Source organism: Bacteroides intestinalis DSM 17393, assembly GCF_000172175.1.
Classification (GTDB): domain Bacteria; phylum Bacteroidota; class Bacteroidia; order Bacteroidales; family Bacteroidaceae; genus Bacteroides; species Bacteroides intestinalis.
Map to the genome: position 1 here is coordinate 2,784,260 of NZ_ABJL02000008.1, position 19,678 is coordinate 2,803,937.

The following is a 19,678-nucleotide window of genomic DNA, read 5'->3' on the forward strand; positions in this document are numbered from 1 at the left end:
TCACATTTCATATTTCTTTCCCTGATAAGCTCCAAGCTGGCGCATTTTTTTTTGTATACGGTGGTTAAATTCATAATTTTTCAGTCCCCAGTCGGGTGCTATTAACAATTCTTTAGGAGACTGTGAGACAAAGCGTTCTAATACCAAATCCGGGCGTAAATGCTCTATGTAGTCCACTACCAAGTCAATATATTCTTCTACGTCAAACAGATGGAAATCCTCGGGATGTTGTTCATATTCATGTGCCATCCGGGTGCCGCGTATCAGTTGTAACTGATGCATTTTCAAGGTGGTAAGGGGGATACGTGACAGAGTGGAAGCTTGTGCCACCAAATCTTCATGCCTTTCTCCGGGAAGTCCCAGTATGACGTGCCCACCTGTAAGAATACCACAGCCGGCAGTGCGTTCCACTGCATCAACCGTATCCTGATAAGTATGTCCTCGATTGATACGACGAAGTGTAGCATCATTCGTACTCTCAATACCATACTCCACCAGCAGGAAAGTATGTTTCTTAACCTCTTCCAGATAATGAAGCAGGGCATCCGACATACAATCCGGCCGGGTACCGATGACCAGACCGACTACATCGGGAACAGTGAGCGCTTCTTCGTATTTCCGCTTCAAGGCTTCCAACTCACCGTAAGTATTAGTATACGCCTGGAAGTAAGCAAGGTACTTCATCTCAGGATACTTATGGGCAAAGAATATTTTTCCTTCTTCCAGTTGCTGAGTAACGGACTTTTCCGTACGGCAATACTCAGGATTGAAAGTTTGGTTGTTGCAGTAAGTACAACCACCATATCCCTTTGAACCGTCTCTATTGGGACAGGTAAAACCGGCATTGAGCGATATCTTCTGTACCTTATACGGAAAATAACGCTTCAGAAAGAGTGGAAATTCATTATATAATATAGGTGCGGTGTCCATACCCCTGTTATTTAATGACAAAAATAAGGCTTTTCTTCGAATAGTAGGCTATTTTGTGTTTACAAATAGAGGAATAATTCAGAAGTGTTCACAGCGATATACCTTCCTCAGATTTAAACTGCGTTTAAGTCTGACTTATCCCCTACCTTCTCCTTCCTATAAAGAAGGAGCAAATAAGGAGTAGGTAGGGAGTAGGTTAGGTAAGGAGTAAGTAGGGAGAAAGTATATAGGAAACAAGTAAGAAATAGATTTTATAGCTCAGACACCACCCTATCATAATCTCATAGAACGCGCACCACCTATTTGTTAACGAACACAAAACGATTCTTTTTCACCTGTACTAAAAAATGTTATCCATACAGATTATCAGTATTCTACCTTATAGAACATACGTAGGAGAGCATCTTCATTAAATATAATTTAATGATCGGTGACGTATTTTACACACATTTTCCTCCATTTACAAGCATGGAAAACGAAATAAATTCATAGCTTTGCCTAAAACCTCGATCAATCAACCTATTAATACTATAATTACCATGGCTACTATCGCTCTCGATATAGGCGGCACCAAAATAGCCAGTGCTATTTTCCTCCCCGACGGAAGTATGTTGTTCAACCGGAAGCGCCTGCTGAAAGGAAGAACAGGACATGAAGTAGGCAAGCTTGCTGCAGAAATTCTTGCCAAACTCCTGACCATTGCCCGCAGAAGCCGTACTCAAATTGATGGTGTCGGCGTATGTGTACCCGGCATTGTTTATTCACAAACAGGACGTGTATGGGCTCCAAATATTCCCGGTTGGGAAAACTATCCGCTACAGGAAGTGCTGCGTACCGTGACTGCACCGGATATTGAAATTTACATCGACAGTGACCGCACTTGCTATATGTATGGAGAAATGTGGCAGGGAGCAGCCAAAGAGTGTCACAGCGCAGTGTTCATTGCTGTAGGCACAGGTATAGGTGCAGGAATCATCATTGACGGGCACGTGTTGCACGGGGCAAACGATATCATCGGCGCCACCGGCTGGATGGCACTGCAACCACCTTATAAAGAAGCATATGATGCCTGCGGCTGTTTTGAATATTACGCCTCAGGAAATGGAATCGGAGCCAGAGTGCGGGATGCAGTCCGTGCAAACAAAGCCTACAAAGGGCGCTTGCGTCAGAAACCGATCTGTCGGATTTCGGCTTACGATGTATTCAATGCATACAATGAGAGCGACCCGATTGCTGTTTCTGTCTTGCACAAGGCCATAGAAATGTGGGGAATGGCTTCGGCTAACCTGGTCAGCTTACTAAACCCGCAGAAAATAATCTGGGGAGGCGGTGTATTCGGTCCTGCCTCCATCTTCATAGACGATATCTACAAAGAAGCCTGCAAATGGGCACAACCGCTCAGCATCAAACAGGTGGAATTTGTTGCCTCTCAATTGTCCGGTAATGCCGGACTGATAGGAGCTGCTTTTCTCGCTATCAAAAAGCACCTGTATGAGTAATCTCATCGCCTTATCACCTTATCATTTTATCACCTTATCATCTTTATTGATATGAGTAGTTACAACAAGAATCTGGTATTCACGGCTGCGTGCATCGGCATGTGTTTCTTTGGCATTTCGATGATCACCCTGGGGGCGGTACTACCATCCCTCACCACTAAACTGGCTCTGGATAACCTCCAGGCAACTGCACTGGTGACGTTCCTGCCTCTCGGCTTACTGGGAGGTTCCCTGCTTTTCGGTCCTATTGTAGACCGCTTCGGCCATAAAGCGCTACTGCTACTCAGTTGTCTGGTTGTACTCCTCGGACTGGAAGGAATCGCTTTCTTCACAAGTATTCCGCTATTACAGGTCTCTATTATAGGAATCGGATTGGGAGGTGGTATCCTGAATGGTGAAACCAATGCTTTGGTAGCAGACATCTCCAACGAAGCAGAAAAAGGCTCACGGCTCAGTCTGCTCGGGGCATTCTATGGCATCGGCGCATTGGGGATTCCTGTACTGTTAAGCTTCCTGTCTGAATACTATTCTTTTGAAATCATCCTGCAAGGTACAGGTATGGTCATGCTGATTGGCATTTTATTCTGTCTTGGCATACGTTTCCCTGCCCCGAAACAACCGCAAGGATTTCCCATTAAGGAAGGATTGGGACTATTAAAGGAAAGCAGTTTATTATTGCTTAGCTTCATCCTCTTTTTCCAAAGTGGCATCGAAGGAGTTTGTAACAACTGGACTACCCTTTATTTGGGACAAACCACCAGCATCCCCGAAAACCGGGCACTTATAGCACTGACTTGTATGGTAGCCGGATTGACCGTTGCCCGCCTGTTACTGGTAGTCCTTTTCAAGAAGATTAAGCAAGAGACGGTTTTGCGAACCAGCTTGATTACTGCTGTGGTAGGCTTTACACTCTTGACATTCGCACCCGGTTTTGCACGCGCTGCCATAGGTATGGTACTTATCGGGGCAGGATTGGCATCCACTTTCCCGGTCATACTCAGCATTATCGGCAGTCGTTATGCCTCCTTATCAGGAACGGCATTCAGTGTAGCCCTTGTTATCGCCCTTATCGGACAGACACTGCTGAACAGCCTCACCGGAATTATCTCACAGGGATACAGCATCGTTGTATACCCGTATATGATGATAGTTTCACTGCTGATTATGCTTCTATTGTTTAAACGTTCACTCAAATAAAAGAAATTATTTACCCCCTAAAAAAACAGAAAATTATGTTAGCACTTGAATGGTTAAAAAACGCGCATGGCATCATGGAAAAACTGGAAGCCACGCAATTGGAGAATATCAAAAAGGCAGCCACCGTTATGGCAGATTCTATCGAAGCCGGTCGTTGGGTACACACGTTCGGATGTGGCCATGCCACTATCCCTGTTGAGGAAATGTATCCGCGTATCGGTAGTTTCGTCGGTTTCCACCCGCTGTGCGAACTCCCGCTGACATTCTTTACACAAATCATCGGCCAGATGGGTATCCACCAATTCCTGTTCTTGGAAAGAGCTGAAGGATACGGACAGGAAATTATGAAGAACTATGATTTCGACGCTAAAGATTGCATTTGGATATTTTCTCACACAGGTATCAACGCAGTAAATATCGACATCGCATTGGAAGCCAAGAAACGTGGCATGAAAGTAATTGTTTACGGCTCGGCAGGAGAAACAGGTGACAAAGCAAGCCGCCATTCCAGCGGTAAGAACCTGTTCCAACTTGCTGATATTGTAGTAGATTCCTGTGTGCCCTTAGTAGACGCTTCCGTGCCTCTGAAGAATCATTTCGATAAAGTAGGTCCGTTGTCAACCCTGAGTTTCGTTACCATGGTATGGATGACTATCACCACAGTTGCCGAGATTCTGGCAGATCGCGGTGTGCATCTGTATATCCATCCGTCTCACAACGTTCCGGGAGACACGACAGCCCACGAACGATTGGATGCTGCTATTGCCGAATATCAGAAGAAAGTAAAAATCCTCTAACCAATAGAAAATTCAATCATTATCTATGAGTGACGGTAGCCCGTTTCAGCTTTGCCCCCACAAAGCTGGACGGGCTTTTTTCTGCCTTACACATCAGGAAACATTATTTATCTATATATTTTCGGTTTTTATCCCTATATTTGCTCCCCTAAAGAAACCAATCAGAATTATGAAACAGATAAGTATTGCAATTCTTCTTTGCCTCTGCACGTTGGCAAGTTTCGCACAAGACGGCCAGGCACTTGATTTAAAAGACATTGTATCGGGGAAATTCCGCGCAGAAAACATTTACGGAGTCATTCCCATTCCCGGAGATGGAGAACATTATTCACAGATGAATCCGGAAGGAACACAGATCATCAAATACTCTTTCAAAACAGGCAAACCGGTGGAAGTGCTATTTGATGCTGCCACTGCCCGTGAATGTACGTTCAAGACATTCGATAGTTATAGTTTCTCACCGGATGGCACCAAATTACTTATCGCAACAGAAACGACACCAATCTACCGCCATTCTTATACGGCTGTACATTATATATACAGTCTGAAACGAAATATCAATGGAGAAATCAATAACATTGTAGAAAAGCTCTCAGACGGTGGTCCACAGCAGGTGCCGGTATTCTCACCGGATGGAACTATGGTTGCCTTCGTGCGGGATAACAACATTTATCTGGTCAAATTCCTGTATGGTAACAGCGAAAGTCAGGTGACAGAGGATGGAAAACGTAATGCCATACTGAATGGTATTCCCGATTGGGTATATGAAGAAGAGTTCTCCTTCAACCGTGCACTGGAATTCAGTGCCGACAACAAGATGATTGCTTATATTCGTTTTGATGAGACAGAGGTGCCCTCTTACAGTTTTCCCGTCTTTGCAGGAAGCAATCCTCACATCACAGCTTTCGAAAAGTATCCGGGAGATTACACCTATAAATATCCAAAGACCGGAGAAGCTAACTCTAAAGTGTCTGTACATACGTTTGATATTAAATCGAAAGTGACACGTAAAATGCAGGTACCGATGGATGCCGATGGATATATTCCGCGCATCCGCTTTACACATGATCCTAACAAATTGGCTATTATAACGCTGAACCGCCACCAGAATCGCCTTGACATGTACTTTGGTGACCCACGTTCCACTGTTTGCAAACAAGTGCTGCGCGATGAAAGCGATGCTTATATAAAGGAAGCCGTATTTGATAATATTATCTTCTATCCGGAGAATTTCAGTTTTGTGAGCGAAAAGAGTGGTTACAATCATCTATATTGGTATAGCATGGGGGGCAACCTGCTTAAGCAAGTTACTGCCGGAAACTATGAAGTGAAAGATTTCTTAGGCTGGGATGCCGACGATAACAGCTTCTACTTCACCAGTAATGAAGAAAGTCCCCTGCGGAAAGCTGTATACAAGATAGACCGTAAAGGGAAAAAGACCAAATTGTCTACACAACCCGGTATCAATACTGCCCAGTTCAGTACGAACATGAAGTACTATATGAATCGTTACTCTAATCTGAGTACTCCTACTGTCATTACCCTAAACGACAATGCCGGTAAGGTGCTGAGTACACTTGTTACCAATGATAATCTGAAAAAGACCCTGACACAATACAACGTACCTCAAAAGGAATTTTTTACCTTCCAGACTCAGGACGGAGTAACTTTGAATGGCTGGATGATGAAACCTACGGATTTCTCCGCATCCAAGAAATATCCCGTATTGCTGTATCAATACAGTGGTCCCGGTTCACAACAAGTGCTCGACACATGGAGTATCAGTTGGGAAACCTATATGGCAAGCCGCGGCTTTATCGTGGTCTGTGTAGACGGACGCGGTACAGGCGGACGTGGTGCAGACTTCGAAAAATGCACTTACCTGAACCTGGGCGTGAAGGAAGCAAAAGACCAGGTGGCAACAGCCCAGTATATGGGTAGCCAATCCTATGTAGACAAGAGCCGCATCGGCATCTGGGGATGGAGCTATGGTGGATACATGACCATCATGAGTATGAGTGAAGGTACTCCCGTATTCAAAGCCGGAGTTGCCGTAGCAGCTGTTACCGATTGGAATTATTACGATACGATATACGGAGAACGTTTCATGCGTACTCCCAAAGAGAATGCCGAAGGTTATAAAAGTTCCTCCGCTTTCACTCGTGCCAATCAGTTGAACGGAAACCTCTTGCTGGTACATGGTATGGCTGATGACAATGTTCATTTCCAGAACTGTGCAGAATACGCAGAACATCTGGTACAACTGAACAAACAGTTCGACATGCAGGTGTATACCAACCGTAACCATGGTATCTATGGTGGAAACACCCGCTATCATCTGTATACGAAGCTGACGAATTTCTTTGAAAGAGAGCTGAAATGAAAGATAGAGTACGTAAGCCCGAATGGCTCAAGATAAGCATTGGAGCCAACGAACGTTATACGGAAACCAAACGTATCGTTGACTCCCACTGCCTGCACACCATTTGCAGCAGCGGACGTTGCCCCAATATGGGCGAATGCTGGGGAAAAGGAACCGCCACCTTCATGATAGGAGGTGATATCTGTACCCGTTGCTGTAAATTTTGTAACACACAAACAGGCAGACCTTTGCCATTGGATCCGAATGAGCCTACTCATGTGGCTGAATCCATAGCATTGATGAAATTATCTCATGCAGTAATCACTTCCGTAGACCGGGACGATTTACCTGATCTCGGAGCCGCACATTGGGCACGTACCATTCAGGAAATCAAACGCCTCAACCCAGAGACGACAGTAGAAGTACTGATCCCCGATTTCCAAGGAAGAAAAGAATTGGTAGCTCAAGTTATTGAAGCCCGTCCGGAAATCATCTCCCACAACATGGAGACTGTAAAACGTATCAGTCCCCTGGTTCGCAGTGCTGCCCATTATGAAACAAGTCTGGAAGTTATACGCCAGGTAGCTGCAAGCGGAACAACTACCAAATCGGGTATTATGGTAGGACTGGGAGAGACACCGGAAGAAGTGGAAGAGTTGATGGATGACTTGCGCCAGGCAGGCTGCCAGATACTGACTATCGGCCAATACCTGCAACCCTCGCATAAGCATTATCCTGTGGCAGAATACGTTACTCCTACACAATTCGTTTCGTATAAAGAGCAAGGACTCGCTAAAGGTTTCGACCAGGTGGAGAGTGCACCGCTGGTGCGTTCTTCTTATCATGCCGAGAGACAAATTCGGTTCTATAAAAAAGGAACAGAATAAAAACCAATTGCTCTACTTATTTGTTATGTATGAAGTAACGGCAAAATAAAGTTAGCAATGTCTAAAAAAGGAGTTCTATCATCTAAATTTAATATGTCTTTGGGATTTATTCCTGTTATCGTATCCATTGTATTATGCGAATTTACGACCCAGGACATTTCCATCTACATCGGTGCAGGTGTTGGAGTCCTCTATAGCCTATATACAATGTGGGGAAAAGGGGCCAAGATTCCAAACTTTCTGCTTTACTGTACTACAGGAATGCTCCTGCTATTAACTTTTACGACCCTATTATTTGGCGATTGCAGTTCGCATGAAATGCTACCACTGACATTGGAAATCAGTGCTCTGATACCGATAGTTGTCATCTTCCTGAATAGAAAAAGATTTCTCGCCCACCAGATTTCCCAATCAAAGAAATGCTGCAAACAACTTTTTGCACAAGGGGCAGAATCTGCTATCGTTTCTACAAGGGTAACAATAATCATTGCTTTCCTCCATTTCTTTGCCATTTTCATCGCAATTTTACTACCAGGTCCCTTGAGCGAAACATCCCGTGATGTCTTGTTCCGCTATTGCCCACCTGCTGTATTCCTGCTAAGCATATTGTTCAACCAGTTCGGTATTCTGTATTTCAACATTATGATGGAGCATACAGCCTTTGTTCCTATTGTGAATACCAAAGGAGATGTAATCGGCAGAAGTCTGGCAGTGGATGCCATTAACCAAAAGAATGAATATATCAACCCGGTGATCCGTATCGCCGTTTCCCACAATGGTATGTTGTATCTCCGTCCAAGATCTCAGCGTTGTATGCTGGATGCCGGGAAAGTAGATATACCGTTGGAATGTTATCTTTTATATGGAGAAACTTTGGAGCAAGCCATTGTGCGGCTCGTTAAACAATCGTTTCCGCAAGCCCCTATACAGGATTTGCAGTTTAATATCATGTATCATTTTGAGAATAAAGTAACCAATCGTCTGATCTATCTTTTCCTTATTGAAATAGAAGACGAGAATCTTTTGCGGGACAAACAAACCAGAGATGGAAAGCTATGGACCTTCCAGCAAATAGAACACAATTTAGACAAGAACTTTTTCAGTTGTTGCTTTGAGAACGAATACGAACACCTGAAAGATGTTATTTATACAAGAGAAAAATACAAGGAATTTTAGAAAGATCAGGTACTTTACCTTGCCACTCTTTTACAGTCTTGGTTTTGATATACTCTCCCTCACACGTAATATTTGCAGCAATACAGAGTTTGGTTTGCGGTCGACAGTTACTCAGGATATCTTCCACCATTTTATTATTGCGATAAGGAGTTTCAATAAAAAGTTGGGTTTGCTGTTCAGCATAGACCCGTTGTTCCAGAGTCTTTAGTTTTTTAGCACGTTCGCCCGGTTCAATAGGAAGGTAACCATGGAAAGCAAAACTTTGTCCATTAAAGCCTGACCCCATCACAGACATGATTATGGAAGAAGGGCCCACCAAAGGAACCACCTTTAAATTCTTTCGCTGTGCAATCGCTACTACATCCGCTCCCGGATCAGCCACAGCCGGACAACCAGCCTCAGAAATCACTCCCATGGACTGCCCTGCTACCAATGGTTTCAAGTAACCGGAAATATCTTCAGGCGAAGTATATTTATTCAACGGATAAAAAGTTAACGCATCAATATCTATTTCCCGATCCACTTTCTTCAGAAAACGACGCGCAGAGCGCACATCCTCCACTATGAAATGACGAATACCTAAAATAATTTCCTTATTATAAGAAGGCAATACCGTTTCAATCGGCGTATCACCTAAAGTAACAGGTAAAAGATAAAGAGCAGTTTCCACGTTGATAAATGATTAATTATTAGTGATAAATGATAAAAACGAATGATGAGTGATTAACTTCCCTACAACATCATGCTGTATAGTCACTAATCACTCATCACTAACCGTTAATCATTATATATTAACCGTATATAATATTCCCATTCTCATCCATATATTCATCCAGCCCTTTTTCATAAGTAGCCATAGCACGCAAACTCATGCCCACGCTGGAAAAGCCACCATCGTGGAATAGGTTCTGCATGGTTACCTTACGAGTCAAGTCGGAGAACATCACGATACAATAGTCTGCACATTCGTCTGCCGATGCATTACCCAGTGGGGACATACGGTTGGCAAAGTCAAACAACTTATCCATACCTTTCACACCGGAACCGGCAGTTGTCATCGTAGGAGACTGTGAAATGGTATTGACACGTACATTATGTTCACGACCATAGATATAACCAAAACTACGCGCAATAGACTCTAACAATGCTTTTGCATCAGCCATATCGTTGTATCCGTAGAAAGTACGTTGTGCAGCCACATAACTCAATGCAAGGATTGAACCATAATCGGCAATTGCATTCAGTTTTTTAGCCGCCTGTATCATCTTATGGAAAGATACGGCAGAAATATCAAGAGTCTTACCCAGCATATCATAATCCAGGTCATCATATGTGCGTTTCTTACGAACGTTCGGAGACATACCGATAGAGTGAAGTACAAAATCAATTGGACCGCCCAATACTTCCATGGAGCGTTTGAATACATTTTCCAAATCTTCTACGCTGGTTGCGTCAGCAGGGATAACTTCACATTGCAATTTATCTGCCAGTGCAGAAACTTCGCCCATGCGAACTGCTACCGGAGTGTTTGACAAGGTGATTATTGCACCCTCTTCTACAGCTTTTTCAGCTACTTTCCAGGCAATGGACTGCTCATTCAGAGCACCGAAAATAATGCCTCTTTTTCCTTTCAACAAATTGTAACTCATACCTATAATATTAAAGTTTGCGAGGTTTCAGCAAGCAAGTCAACAAGGTATTACTTCTATGTACCTTTCCCCGTCGACTTGTATCTTATCACCTCGTTTACTGTTTTTGAGGCCGCAAAGATAGTGCAAATTGAACGCATAGCAAAATAAGCTTGCTTATTTTTGCTATGCTGAAATGCCGCCTATCTTATTTAAAGATATGAACTTTCTGCATAAAAACCCCGAAAGTGTACAAAGAAAAAGCCAAAACCACAAAAAATCCACCTAAACCAACAAATTGTGCACATGGTTTCAGCTAAAGCCCGATACATTTGCAAACGGTAATTAAGAGGTTTTTTCATAATATTTATTTAAGGTTAGAATTAGGTTAACTTATTATTTCTTTCGCAAACCACTCGGGAGAGCCGTTTGCGGGAGGATAATAAAAATGAAAAGTTGGAAGTTGAAGAAACCTGTTAATCCGCAATGAATAACTTATAAAGAATAACTTATAACTAAAATATAGTATCACAGATGAACACATTTGTCAAAAAACTATTGGTGCTAACAGCGCTATCCTTTCCGTTATTACCTGTACAGAATACGGTAAACGCCCAAAACGGAAATTATATAGATGAAAGTATCTATGAGAATTTACCTTTCGATATGCCGAAAGTGGAACAACCCGCTTTTCCGGATTATACAGTCAACATTATAGACTTTGGAGCGAAAGGAGATGGTATCGTATTGAATACCAAGGCCATCAACGATGCTATCAAAGCGGTAAATGCAAAAGGCGGTGGTAAGGTAGTCATCCCCGGAGGTTTATGGCTGACCGGTCCTATCGAACTGTTGAGCAATGTCAATCTGTATACGGAAATGAATGCTCTGATACTATTTACTGATGATTTTGAAGCCTATCCTATTATTGAAACTTCTTTCGAAGGATTAAATACACGTCGTTGTCAATCTCCTATTTCCGCCTGGAATGCAGAAAACATAGCCATTACAGGAAATGGTGTATTCGATGGTTCTGGTGATAGCTGGCGCCCGGTAAAGAAGGGTAAACTAACTTCCAGTCAATGGAATAGCTTGGTTAATTCGGGTGGAGTAGTCGATGAAGCAGGTAGTATCTGGTACCCTACTGCAGGTGCACTGAAAGGCGCTATGGCTACCAAGGACTTCAATAATCCCGAAGGCATTGAAACGGATGAAGAATGGAATGAGATTCGTCCATGGTTGCGTCCGGTATTATTGAATATAGTTAAGAGCAAAAGGGTATTATTGGAAGGTGTTACTTTCAAAAACTCCCCCAGCTGGTGTCTGCATCCACTATCCTGCGAACATATCACAATCCATAATGTGAAGGTCTTCAATCCCTGGTATTCCCAGAACGGAGATGCATTGGACTTGGAATCATGCAAGAATGCATTGATTATCAACAATATCTTTGATGCCGGTGACGATGCTATTTGTATCAAGTCAGGAAAAGACGAAGACGGTCGTAAACGTGGCGAGCCTTGCCAGAACGTGATTGTTAAAAACAATACCGTATTACATGGTCATGGCGGTTTCGTCGTAGGAAGTGAAATGTCCGGTGGTGTAAAGAATGTCTATGTAACTGACTGTACATTTCTCGGCACAGACGTAGGTTTGCGCTTCAAGAGTACTCGTGGACGCGGCGGTGTAGTGGAAGGCATTTACATCCACAATATCAATATGATTGACATTCCTCACGAAGCATTGCTGTTCGATCTTTTCTATGGTGGTAAAGGTGCGGGCGAAGAATCAGAAGAAGAACTGGAAGGAAGAATGAAATCATCTATTCCAGCTGTAACAGAAGAGACTCCCGCTTTCCGTGATATTCACATTACGAATGTTACCTGTAAAGGTACCGGACGTGCCATGTTCTTCAATGGTCTGCCTGAAATGCCTATCCGCAATGTATATGTGAAAGACATTGTAGTTACAGATGCCAAACAAGGTATCGTCATCAGTCAGGCAGAAAACGTATCTATTGAAAATGTAAAGATAGAAACTAAAGGTACACCCTTGCAGGTACAGAAAGCCAAAGGCCTGAAAGTAAACGGAAAGACATACAATCACTCTGCGGCTAAAGCTCTGAATATAAATTTATAAATAGACATGCTTTTCAGATATAAACTAATTTCGCCAACGGATAAATAGTAATACAATCACCATTTCCTTGCCCTTGGTATATAGAGGAATTATACAAAACCAATCATTCCCCCAAAGCCAGCAGTATTTATATCAAAATAAAAAAGGAATTACGCGAGGTTTGCACTAATTTTGTAGCAAATTAGTTATATACTTAAAAACCATGAAGAAGAAAATCTTTACAGCATTGCTATTATTGTGTGTTCTCTTGGTAGCTGCAGAGGCACAAGAGACAAAAAAGAGTTCTACAGTGGAAGTAAGCAACACCTGGAACAAGGCAAAAGCAGACGAACCGGTAGTAATCAAACTGAGTGAAATCAATCCTCAATTTCGTGTACGCTCGGCTGTTGTCATGAACGGTAATGAAGAAATCCCCTCGCAACTGGATGACCTGAACGGCGACCGCCGTCCGGATGAACTGGCATTCCTCGTCGACCTGCCTGCCAAAGGTAAAAAGACGCTGACCATTACCTTGTCTTCCGCCAAAAGCGACAAGACTTATCCGGCCCGCGTATATGCAGAAATGCTGGTCAGCGACAAAAAAGGGAAACATGTACCTGTGCAGTCGGTAACCATTCCGGGCACCAGCAACATTTACAACCAGATGCACCACCACGGTCCGGCTTTCGAATCCGAACTGGTGGCATACCGTCTGTATTTCGACCACAAACAGACTGTTGACATCTATGGTAAATTCAACAAAGGTTTTGAAATCAAAGAATCACAATTCTACCCAACCGACGAACAACTGGCACGCGGCTTTGGTGATGATGTTCTCATGGTAGGAGGCAGTTGTGGTGTAGGTGCACTAAAAGGTTGGGACGGCAAAAAAGCTACCCATATCACCCCCGTTGCCACACTCACTGAGCGTATCATCGCCTATGGTCCGGTGCGCACGATCTCCGAAATCGAAGTAGCCGACTGGCAGTATCAGGGGTCGGAACTGAATATGACGAACCGTTATACCCTTTACGGCGGACACCGCGATGTATTTGTAGAAACATTCTTCGAAGAACCATTGAAGGACGAAGTCTTCTGTACAGGTGTGATAGATATCAAAGGCTCCGTATCTTACTCCGACCACAAAGGTCTGATAGGTTGCTGGGGAACTGACTGGCCAGTGAATGACACCGTAAAGTATGCCAAAGAAACCGTAGGCCTGGCCACATACATCCCTCAGAAATATGTAAAAGATGAAGTGAAAGATAAAGTTAATTATCTGTACACCATCGGTGCCAAAGGCAACAAATACTTCACCCACAATATCACATTCACTTCCATGAAAGAAACCTTCGGTTATAAAACTCCCGAAGCATGGTTCGCCTATATCCGCGAATGGAAAGAAGAACTGGAACATCCGGCAGTGGTGAAGGTGATAAACAACTAATAACTAAAAACGTATCATGAAAGCAAGAAAGACCCTAATGAGTCTCTGTCTGTTGCTCGCCTTGCCATTGGCGGCACAGCAAAAGAACTATGTTTCCGAAGTATGGGTAGCCGACCAAGGAAACGGTAAGTACAAGAACCCGGTACTCTATGCAGACTATTCTGACCCGGATGCCTGCCGTGTAGGAGATGATTTCTACATGACATCTTCCAGTTTCAACTGTCTACCCGGACTTCAGATACTTCACTCCAAAGATTTGGTGAACTGGAGTATCATTGGTGCTGCCGTACCCTATGCACTGCCACCTATTGAAACTCCCGAGCGTCCCGAACACGGTAACCGCGTATGGGCGCCCGCTATCCGTCATCACAACGGGGAGTTTTACATCTTCTGGGGAGACCCCGATCAGGGTGCTTTCATGGTGAAAGCCAAAGACCCGAAAGGTCCGTGGACCGAGCCTGTGCTGGTAAAGCCGGGAAAAGGTATCATCGACACTTGCCCACTCTGGGACGAGGACGGTAAAGTATACATGGTACACGCTTATGCAGGTAGCCGCGCCGAATTGAAAAGCGTGATCACCATCTGCGAACTGAATGCCGAAGCAACTAAAGCCATTACCCCGTCGCGCATTGTATTCGACGGTCATGAAGCACACCAGACTTGCGAAGGTCCAAAGTTCTACAAACGTAACGGATATTATTATATCTTCCATCCGGCAGGCGGCGTACCCACAGGTTGGCAGGTAGTACTGCGTTCCAAAAACGTATACGGCCCGTACGAATGGAAAACAGTGCTGGCACAAGGTGATAGCCCTGTCAACGGTCCTCACCAGGGTGCATGGGTAGATACTCCGACCGGAGAAGACTGGTTCCTGCACTTCCAGGATGTAGGTGCTTATGGCCGCTTGGTACATCTGCAACCGATGAAATGGGTAAATGACTGGCCTGTAATCGGCATTGATAAAGACGGTGACGGTTGTGGTGAACCTGTAATGACTTACAAGAAGCCGAATGTAGGTAAGACATATCCTATCTGTACTCCGCAGGAAAGTGACGAATTTGATGGATACACTTTATCACCACAGTGGCAATGGCATGCCAATGTCAATGAGAAATGGGCATATTATGCCGGTGATCAAAGCATGGTCCGTCTTTATTCTTACCCCGTTGTAAAGGAATACAAGAACCTGTTTGATGTAGCCAATCTGCTATTACAAAAAGCTCCTGCACCTAATTTCACCGCTACTATGAAGCTGACCTTCAAACCGGTAGAGAAATATAAAGGTGAACGTACCGGACTGGTAGTAATGGGTATGGATTACGCCGGATTGATCCTTGAGAATACGGATAAAGGTCTGGTACTCTCACAAGTATCCTGCCTGAAGGCTGACAAGGGCACACCGGAAGAAGTAAACGGTACGGTAGACCTGACTGATAACACAATTTACCTGAAAGTAAAATTCACCAGCGACGGCAAAAAGATTTCCAAGAGCGAAGGTGGACACGACCTGTTGGTAATGTGCGACTTCAGTTACAGCCTCGACGGTAAGAAATATCAGTCACTTGGCAAACCGTTCCAGGCAAGAGAAGGCAAATGGATCGGTGTTAAGGTAGGTACATTCTGTACACGTCCGGCAATTACGACCAATGATGGCGGCTGGTCGGATGTAGACTGGTTCCGTATCACAAAGAAATAATAATCGGCTCTTTAGCTAATCAATCTATTCCTCCTTATTGAAACTCTGTTTTCTATAAGGAGGAATTTTCATTCCCACTCTGTTTTACATTCACCGCAATCTATAAAACACGCATTATACTTCTAATTATCACCACGTTACATTTACCGATTATTTTTTATACAATGTAAAAGCATTTACCGCTGGATGTAACGACCTTTACCGCCTACTGTAACGACCTTTACCACGGCATGTAACGACTTTTACCACGACACGTAAATGGAATTACGATGTGGGGTAAAAAAAGTTTGAACGAAATGTCGTATCTTTGTGTTCATTAAAGAAAAAGAAGTATGAAGAAATTAGTAATATTCGATTTAGACGGAACCCTACTAAACACCATCGCCGATTTGGCACAAAGTACAAACCATGCATTAGCAGCATTAGGATATCCCACCCACAAAGAAGAAGAGTACAACTTTATGGTTGGAAACGGCATCAATAAGCTGTTTGAACGCGCTTTGCCCGAAGGTGAGAAAACGGAAGAGAATGTTTTGCGTGTACGGAAAGAATTTGTCCCTTATTACGACCAGCATAATGCCGACAAGAGTTGTCCTTACCCCGGCATTACGGAACTTTTGGACGAACTGCAAGCCAAAGGTTTGCAAGTGGCCGTTGCTTCAAACAAGTACCAAGCGGCTACCGAAAAACTTATTGCCCACTATTTCCCCAATATCCGCTTTACCGCTGTATTCGGCCAACGTGAAGGTGTCAATGTGAAACCTGACCCTACCGTGGTATATGATATCCTAAAGATAGCACAGATTTCCAAAGAAGCTGTTCTCTACGTAGGAGATTCCGGTGTGGATATGCAGACTGCCATTCATGCGGAAGTGACTTCCTGCGGTGTAACCTGGGGATTCCGCCCGCGTGCCGAACTGGAAACTTTCCACCCGAATTATATTATAGATAAGGCTGAAGAGGTTTTGGAAATAGTTTTTAGATAAGAGGGGAGCTATATTCCTTTCGGACGGGTTATGAATGAAATAGGGATTTATCATGTGCAGGCTGAAAGCCTGATATTATATAGCGTAGGGCATCGCCCTACGTAATAGCATATCTCTACAGGAGCCCTGAAAGGGCGAAACCGAGTATAACACCTTTATTGCGCCCTTTCAGGGCTTAAGATAGAGAGCGTAATCAATACGTAGGGCGATGCCCTACGCTATATAATGTCAGGCTTTCAGCCTGCAGACGATAAATTATCATTTGATTCCTTTCTTTTCGGTATTGCGTCATTTTTACTCCTTTTTAGCCAATTATTACCCCTCAGAATGCCTTAAACTGCCTAACATTGCAATCGAAATACCAAAAATGAAAAACAATGATAAAGAAATGGTTATTAGCATGCTTCACAGTTGTTTGTGCTGGAACTAATCTACAAGCACAACAGGAAGATCAAACCCTCAAATTATGGTACGACAAACCCGCCACGCAATGGGTGGAAGCTCTGCCATTAGGTAACGGACGTATAGGCACCATGGTTTTCGGCGACCCGGTACACGAACAGTTCCAGTTGAACGAAGAAACCGTATGGGGCGGTTCTCCCCACAACAATACCAACCCCAAAGCCAAAGATGCCCTGCCTCGTATCCGCCAGCTCATCTTCGAAGGTAAGAACAAAGAAGCACAGGAGCTTTGCGGCCCTACCATTTGCTCGCAATCAGCCAATGGAATGCCTTATCAGACCGTAGGATCACTGCATCTGGACTTCGACGGTATCAATGAATACAATGACTATTACCGCGATCTGGATATAGAAAAGGCAATTGCTACCACTCGCTTCACAGCCAATGGTGTGACTTATACTCGAGAAGCCTACACCTCCTTCCCCGATCAGGTATTAGTGATCCGGCTGACGGCTTCACAAAAGAAAAGCATCTCATTCACAGCCAAATATAGTACTCCTTATAAAAGTAGCGTGATACGTTGCATCTCCCCCCGCAAGGAATTGCAATTGAATGGAAAAGCCAACGACCATGAAGGTATTGAAGGAAAAGTAGAATTTACCGCACTTACCCGTATAGAAAATAATGGTGGAAAGTTGGAAATACTATCAGACAGCACTCTACAGGTAAAGGACGCAAACAGTGTTATACTGTATGTTTCCATCGGAACCAACTTCGTGAATTATAAAGACGTTTCGGGTGATGCCCTCAATAGCGCACAACAGTACCTGAAACTGGTTAATAAGAACTACCCAAAGAGTAAGGCTTCACATATCAATGCATATCAGAAATACTTCAACCGTGTATCTCTGAATTTGGGAAGTAATGCTCAGATCAATAAGCCGACGGATGTACGTGTAAAAGAGTTCAGTAGTAGTTTCGACCCACAGATGGCTGTCTTGTACTTCCAATTCGGACGTTACCTCTTAATATGCAGTTCTCAACCGGGTGGACAGGCTGCCAATCTGCAAGGTATCTGGAACTACCAACTGCGTGCTCCTTGGGATGGCAAGTATACCACTGACATCAACGTTGAAATGAACTATTGGCCAGCCGAAAGCACTTCTCTGCCCGAAATGCACGAACCTTTCCTGCAATTAGTGAAAGAAGTAGCCATACAAGGACGTGAAAGCGCAGCCATGTACGGCTGTCGCGGCTGGACATTACATCACAACACAGACATTTGGCGTAGTACAGGTGCTGTCGATGGATCCAGTTATGGCGTATGGCCTACCTGCAATGCCTGGTTCTGCCAGCATCTTTGGGATCGGTATCTATTCTCCGGTGATAAGAACTACCTCTCCGAAGCATATCCTTTGATGCGTGGTGCCTGTGAGTTCTATCTCGACTTTTTGGTACGTGAACCGGAGAACAATTGGTTAGTAGTTGCTCCCTCCTATTCTCCTGAAAATAGTCCTGCAGTAAATGGACAACGCACATTTGTCGTTGTTGCCGGCACCACTATGGACAACCAAATGGTTTACGATCTTTTCTACAACACCATTTCCGCAGCCAAACTAATGAACGAAACAACCGCTTTCACCGACAGCCTGCAAACTGTTGTCAACAATTTAGCACCGATGCAAGTAGGCCGTTGGGGGCAGTTACAGGAGTGGATGCACGACTGGGATAACCCCAAAGATCGTCACCGTCATATTTCTCACCTCTGGGGACTGTATCCAGGACGCCAGATCAGCGCCTACCATTCCCCTGTCCTGTTTGAAGCTGCCAAGAAGTCTTTGATTGGACGTGGTGACCATTCTACGGGCTGGTCGATGGGATGGAAAGTTTGCTTATGGGCTCGTCTGCTGGATGGTAACCATGCTTATAAACTGATTACAGACCAACTTCACCCCACCACTGACGAAAAGGGGCAAAATGGAGGCACCTATCCAAACCTGTTCGATGCCCACCCGCCTTTCCAAATTGATGGTAACTTTGGCTGTGCTGCCGGTATTGCCGAAATGTTAGTTCAGAGCCATGACGGTGCCATCCATCTTCTTCCTGCTTTGCCCGACGTATGGAAAGAAGGAACTCTGAAAGGTATCCGTTGCCGTGGTGGATTTACTGTGAATGAAATGAAGTGGGAAAACGGTAAGTTACAAACCGCCGTTATAGCCTCCAATATTGGTGGTACACTCCGTATCCGCACTCAGACTCCCTTGTATTTGAATGGGAAAAAATTGAGCCCAACTACGCAAAAAGTGTCCGACAACCCGCTTTTGCAACCACAGGGCATCCGCAAGCCATTAATTGCCGCTAATGCTCCAATTTGCATACCGGAATATGCACAGACTTACGTCTATGATATTGAAACAAGTGCAGGCAAAGAGTACATCCTAACATCAAAAGAGCAACAAAATAAATAGTTATTAAAAACATAGAGACAACGACTTAAGTGAGCCGTTCATATGTTAAAGTGTCAAGAGGGGAACAATAAATTCCCCTCTTTTC

Annotated in this window: 14 protein-coding genes; 11 read left to right on the forward strand and 3 right to left on the reverse strand. The window is 44.0% G+C overall.

Features of this window, described 5'->3' with window-relative positions:
- Entirely contained in the window at nucleotides 1–930 is a 930-nt protein-coding gene (locus BACINT_RS20640; protein ID WP_007666865.1) for a TIGR01212 family radical SAM protein, read from the reverse strand.
- A gap of 539 nt (nucleotides 931–1,469) precedes the next feature.
- On the opposite strand from BACINT_RS20640, the gene BACINT_RS20645 reads away from it, so the two are divergent.
- From BACINT_RS20645 to BACINT_RS20670, 6 genes are all read left to right on the forward strand, one after another.
- On the forward strand, nucleotides 1,470–2,429 hold the full coding sequence (locus tag BACINT_RS20645; protein ID WP_007666867.1) for an ROK family protein: 960 nt from the start codon (nucleotides 1,470–1,472) through the stop codon (nucleotides 2,427–2,429).
- Between the two features lie 51 nt (nucleotides 2,430–2,480).
- The gene (locus BACINT_RS20650; protein ID WP_007666869.1) at nucleotides 2,481–3,626 is read left to right on the forward strand and encodes an MFS transporter; all 1,146 of its coding nucleotides are present in this window, start codon (nucleotides 2,481–2,483) and stop codon (nucleotides 3,624–3,626) included.
- A gap of 35 nt (nucleotides 3,627–3,661) precedes the next feature.
- Nucleotides 3,662–4,423: a sugar isomerase domain-containing protein gene (locus BACINT_RS20655; protein WP_007666871.1), complete on the forward strand. Its 762-nt coding sequence runs from the start codon at nucleotides 3,662–3,664 to the stop codon at nucleotides 4,421–4,423.
- A 169-nt stretch (nucleotides 4,424–4,592) separates the two neighbouring features.
- The gene (locus tag BACINT_RS20660; RefSeq protein WP_044155402.1) at nucleotides 4,593–6,806 is read left to right on the forward strand and encodes a S9 family peptidase; all 2,214 of its coding nucleotides are present in this window, start codon (nucleotides 4,593–4,595) and stop codon (nucleotides 6,804–6,806) included.
- A complete protein-coding gene (gene lipA, locus BACINT_RS20665; RefSeq protein WP_007666875.1) occupies nucleotides 6,803–7,672 on the forward strand; it encodes a lipoyl synthase in 870 nt (289 codons plus the stop codon). Before BACINT_RS20660 ends, lipA begins: the two co-directional genes overlap by 4 nt.
- 57 nt (nucleotides 7,673–7,729) lie before the next feature.
- Complete coding sequence (locus BACINT_RS20670) at nucleotides 7,730–8,848, forward strand: hypothetical protein (RefSeq protein WP_007666877.1); 1,119 nt, start codon at nucleotides 7,730–7,732, stop codon at nucleotides 8,846–8,848.
- On the opposite strand, the gene BACINT_RS20675 is transcribed toward BACINT_RS20670, so the two are convergent.
- Nucleotides 8,814–9,518, reverse strand: a complete 705-nt coding sequence (locus tag BACINT_RS20675) for an SAM-dependent methyltransferase (protein ID WP_007666879.1) — start codon at nucleotides 9,516–9,518, stop codon at nucleotides 8,814–8,816. The genes BACINT_RS20670 and BACINT_RS20675 overlap by 35 nt on opposite strands.
- 121 nt (nucleotides 9,519–9,639) lie before the next feature.
- Nucleotides 9,640–10,497, reverse strand: a complete 858-nt coding sequence (locus tag BACINT_RS20680; RefSeq protein WP_007666880.1) for an enoyl-ACP reductase FabI — start codon at nucleotides 10,495–10,497, stop codon at nucleotides 9,640–9,642.
- A 513-nt stretch (nucleotides 10,498–11,010) separates the two neighbouring features.
- On the opposite strand from BACINT_RS20680, the gene BACINT_RS20685 reads away from it, so the two are divergent.
- The 5 genes from BACINT_RS20685 (at nucleotide 11,011) to BACINT_RS20705 (ending at nucleotide 19,593) form a co-directional block, all read left to right on the forward strand.
- The gene (locus tag BACINT_RS20685; protein ID WP_007666881.1) at nucleotides 11,011–12,615 is read left to right on the forward strand and encodes a glycoside hydrolase family 28 protein; all 1,605 of its coding nucleotides are present in this window, start codon (nucleotides 11,011–11,013) and stop codon (nucleotides 12,613–12,615) included.
- Nucleotides 12,616–12,817: 202 nt separating this feature from the next.
- The gene (locus BACINT_RS20690) at nucleotides 12,818–14,041 is read left to right on the forward strand and encodes a DUF4861 domain-containing protein (RefSeq protein ID WP_007666882.1); all 1,224 of its coding nucleotides are present in this window, start codon (nucleotides 12,818–12,820) and stop codon (nucleotides 14,039–14,041) included.
- Between the two features lie 16 nt (nucleotides 14,042–14,057).
- Nucleotides 14,058–15,737, forward strand: coding sequence for a glycoside hydrolase family 43 protein (locus tag BACINT_RS20695; protein ID WP_007666888.1), 1,680 nt, complete (start codon nucleotides 14,058–14,060; stop codon nucleotides 15,735–15,737).
- 332 nt (nucleotides 15,738–16,069) lie between these two features.
- Nucleotides 16,070–16,723 (forward strand): HAD family hydrolase, encoded by a 654-nt coding sequence (locus BACINT_RS20700; protein WP_007666889.1) that lies wholly within the window; start codon nucleotides 16,070–16,072, stop codon nucleotides 16,721–16,723.
- A gap of 377 nt (nucleotides 16,724–17,100) precedes the next feature.
- Nucleotides 17,101–19,593, forward strand: coding sequence for a glycoside hydrolase family 95 protein (locus BACINT_RS20705; protein WP_007666890.1), 2,493 nt, complete (start codon nucleotides 17,101–17,103; stop codon nucleotides 19,591–19,593).
- The last annotated feature ends 85 nt before the right edge of the window (nucleotides 19,594–19,678 follow it).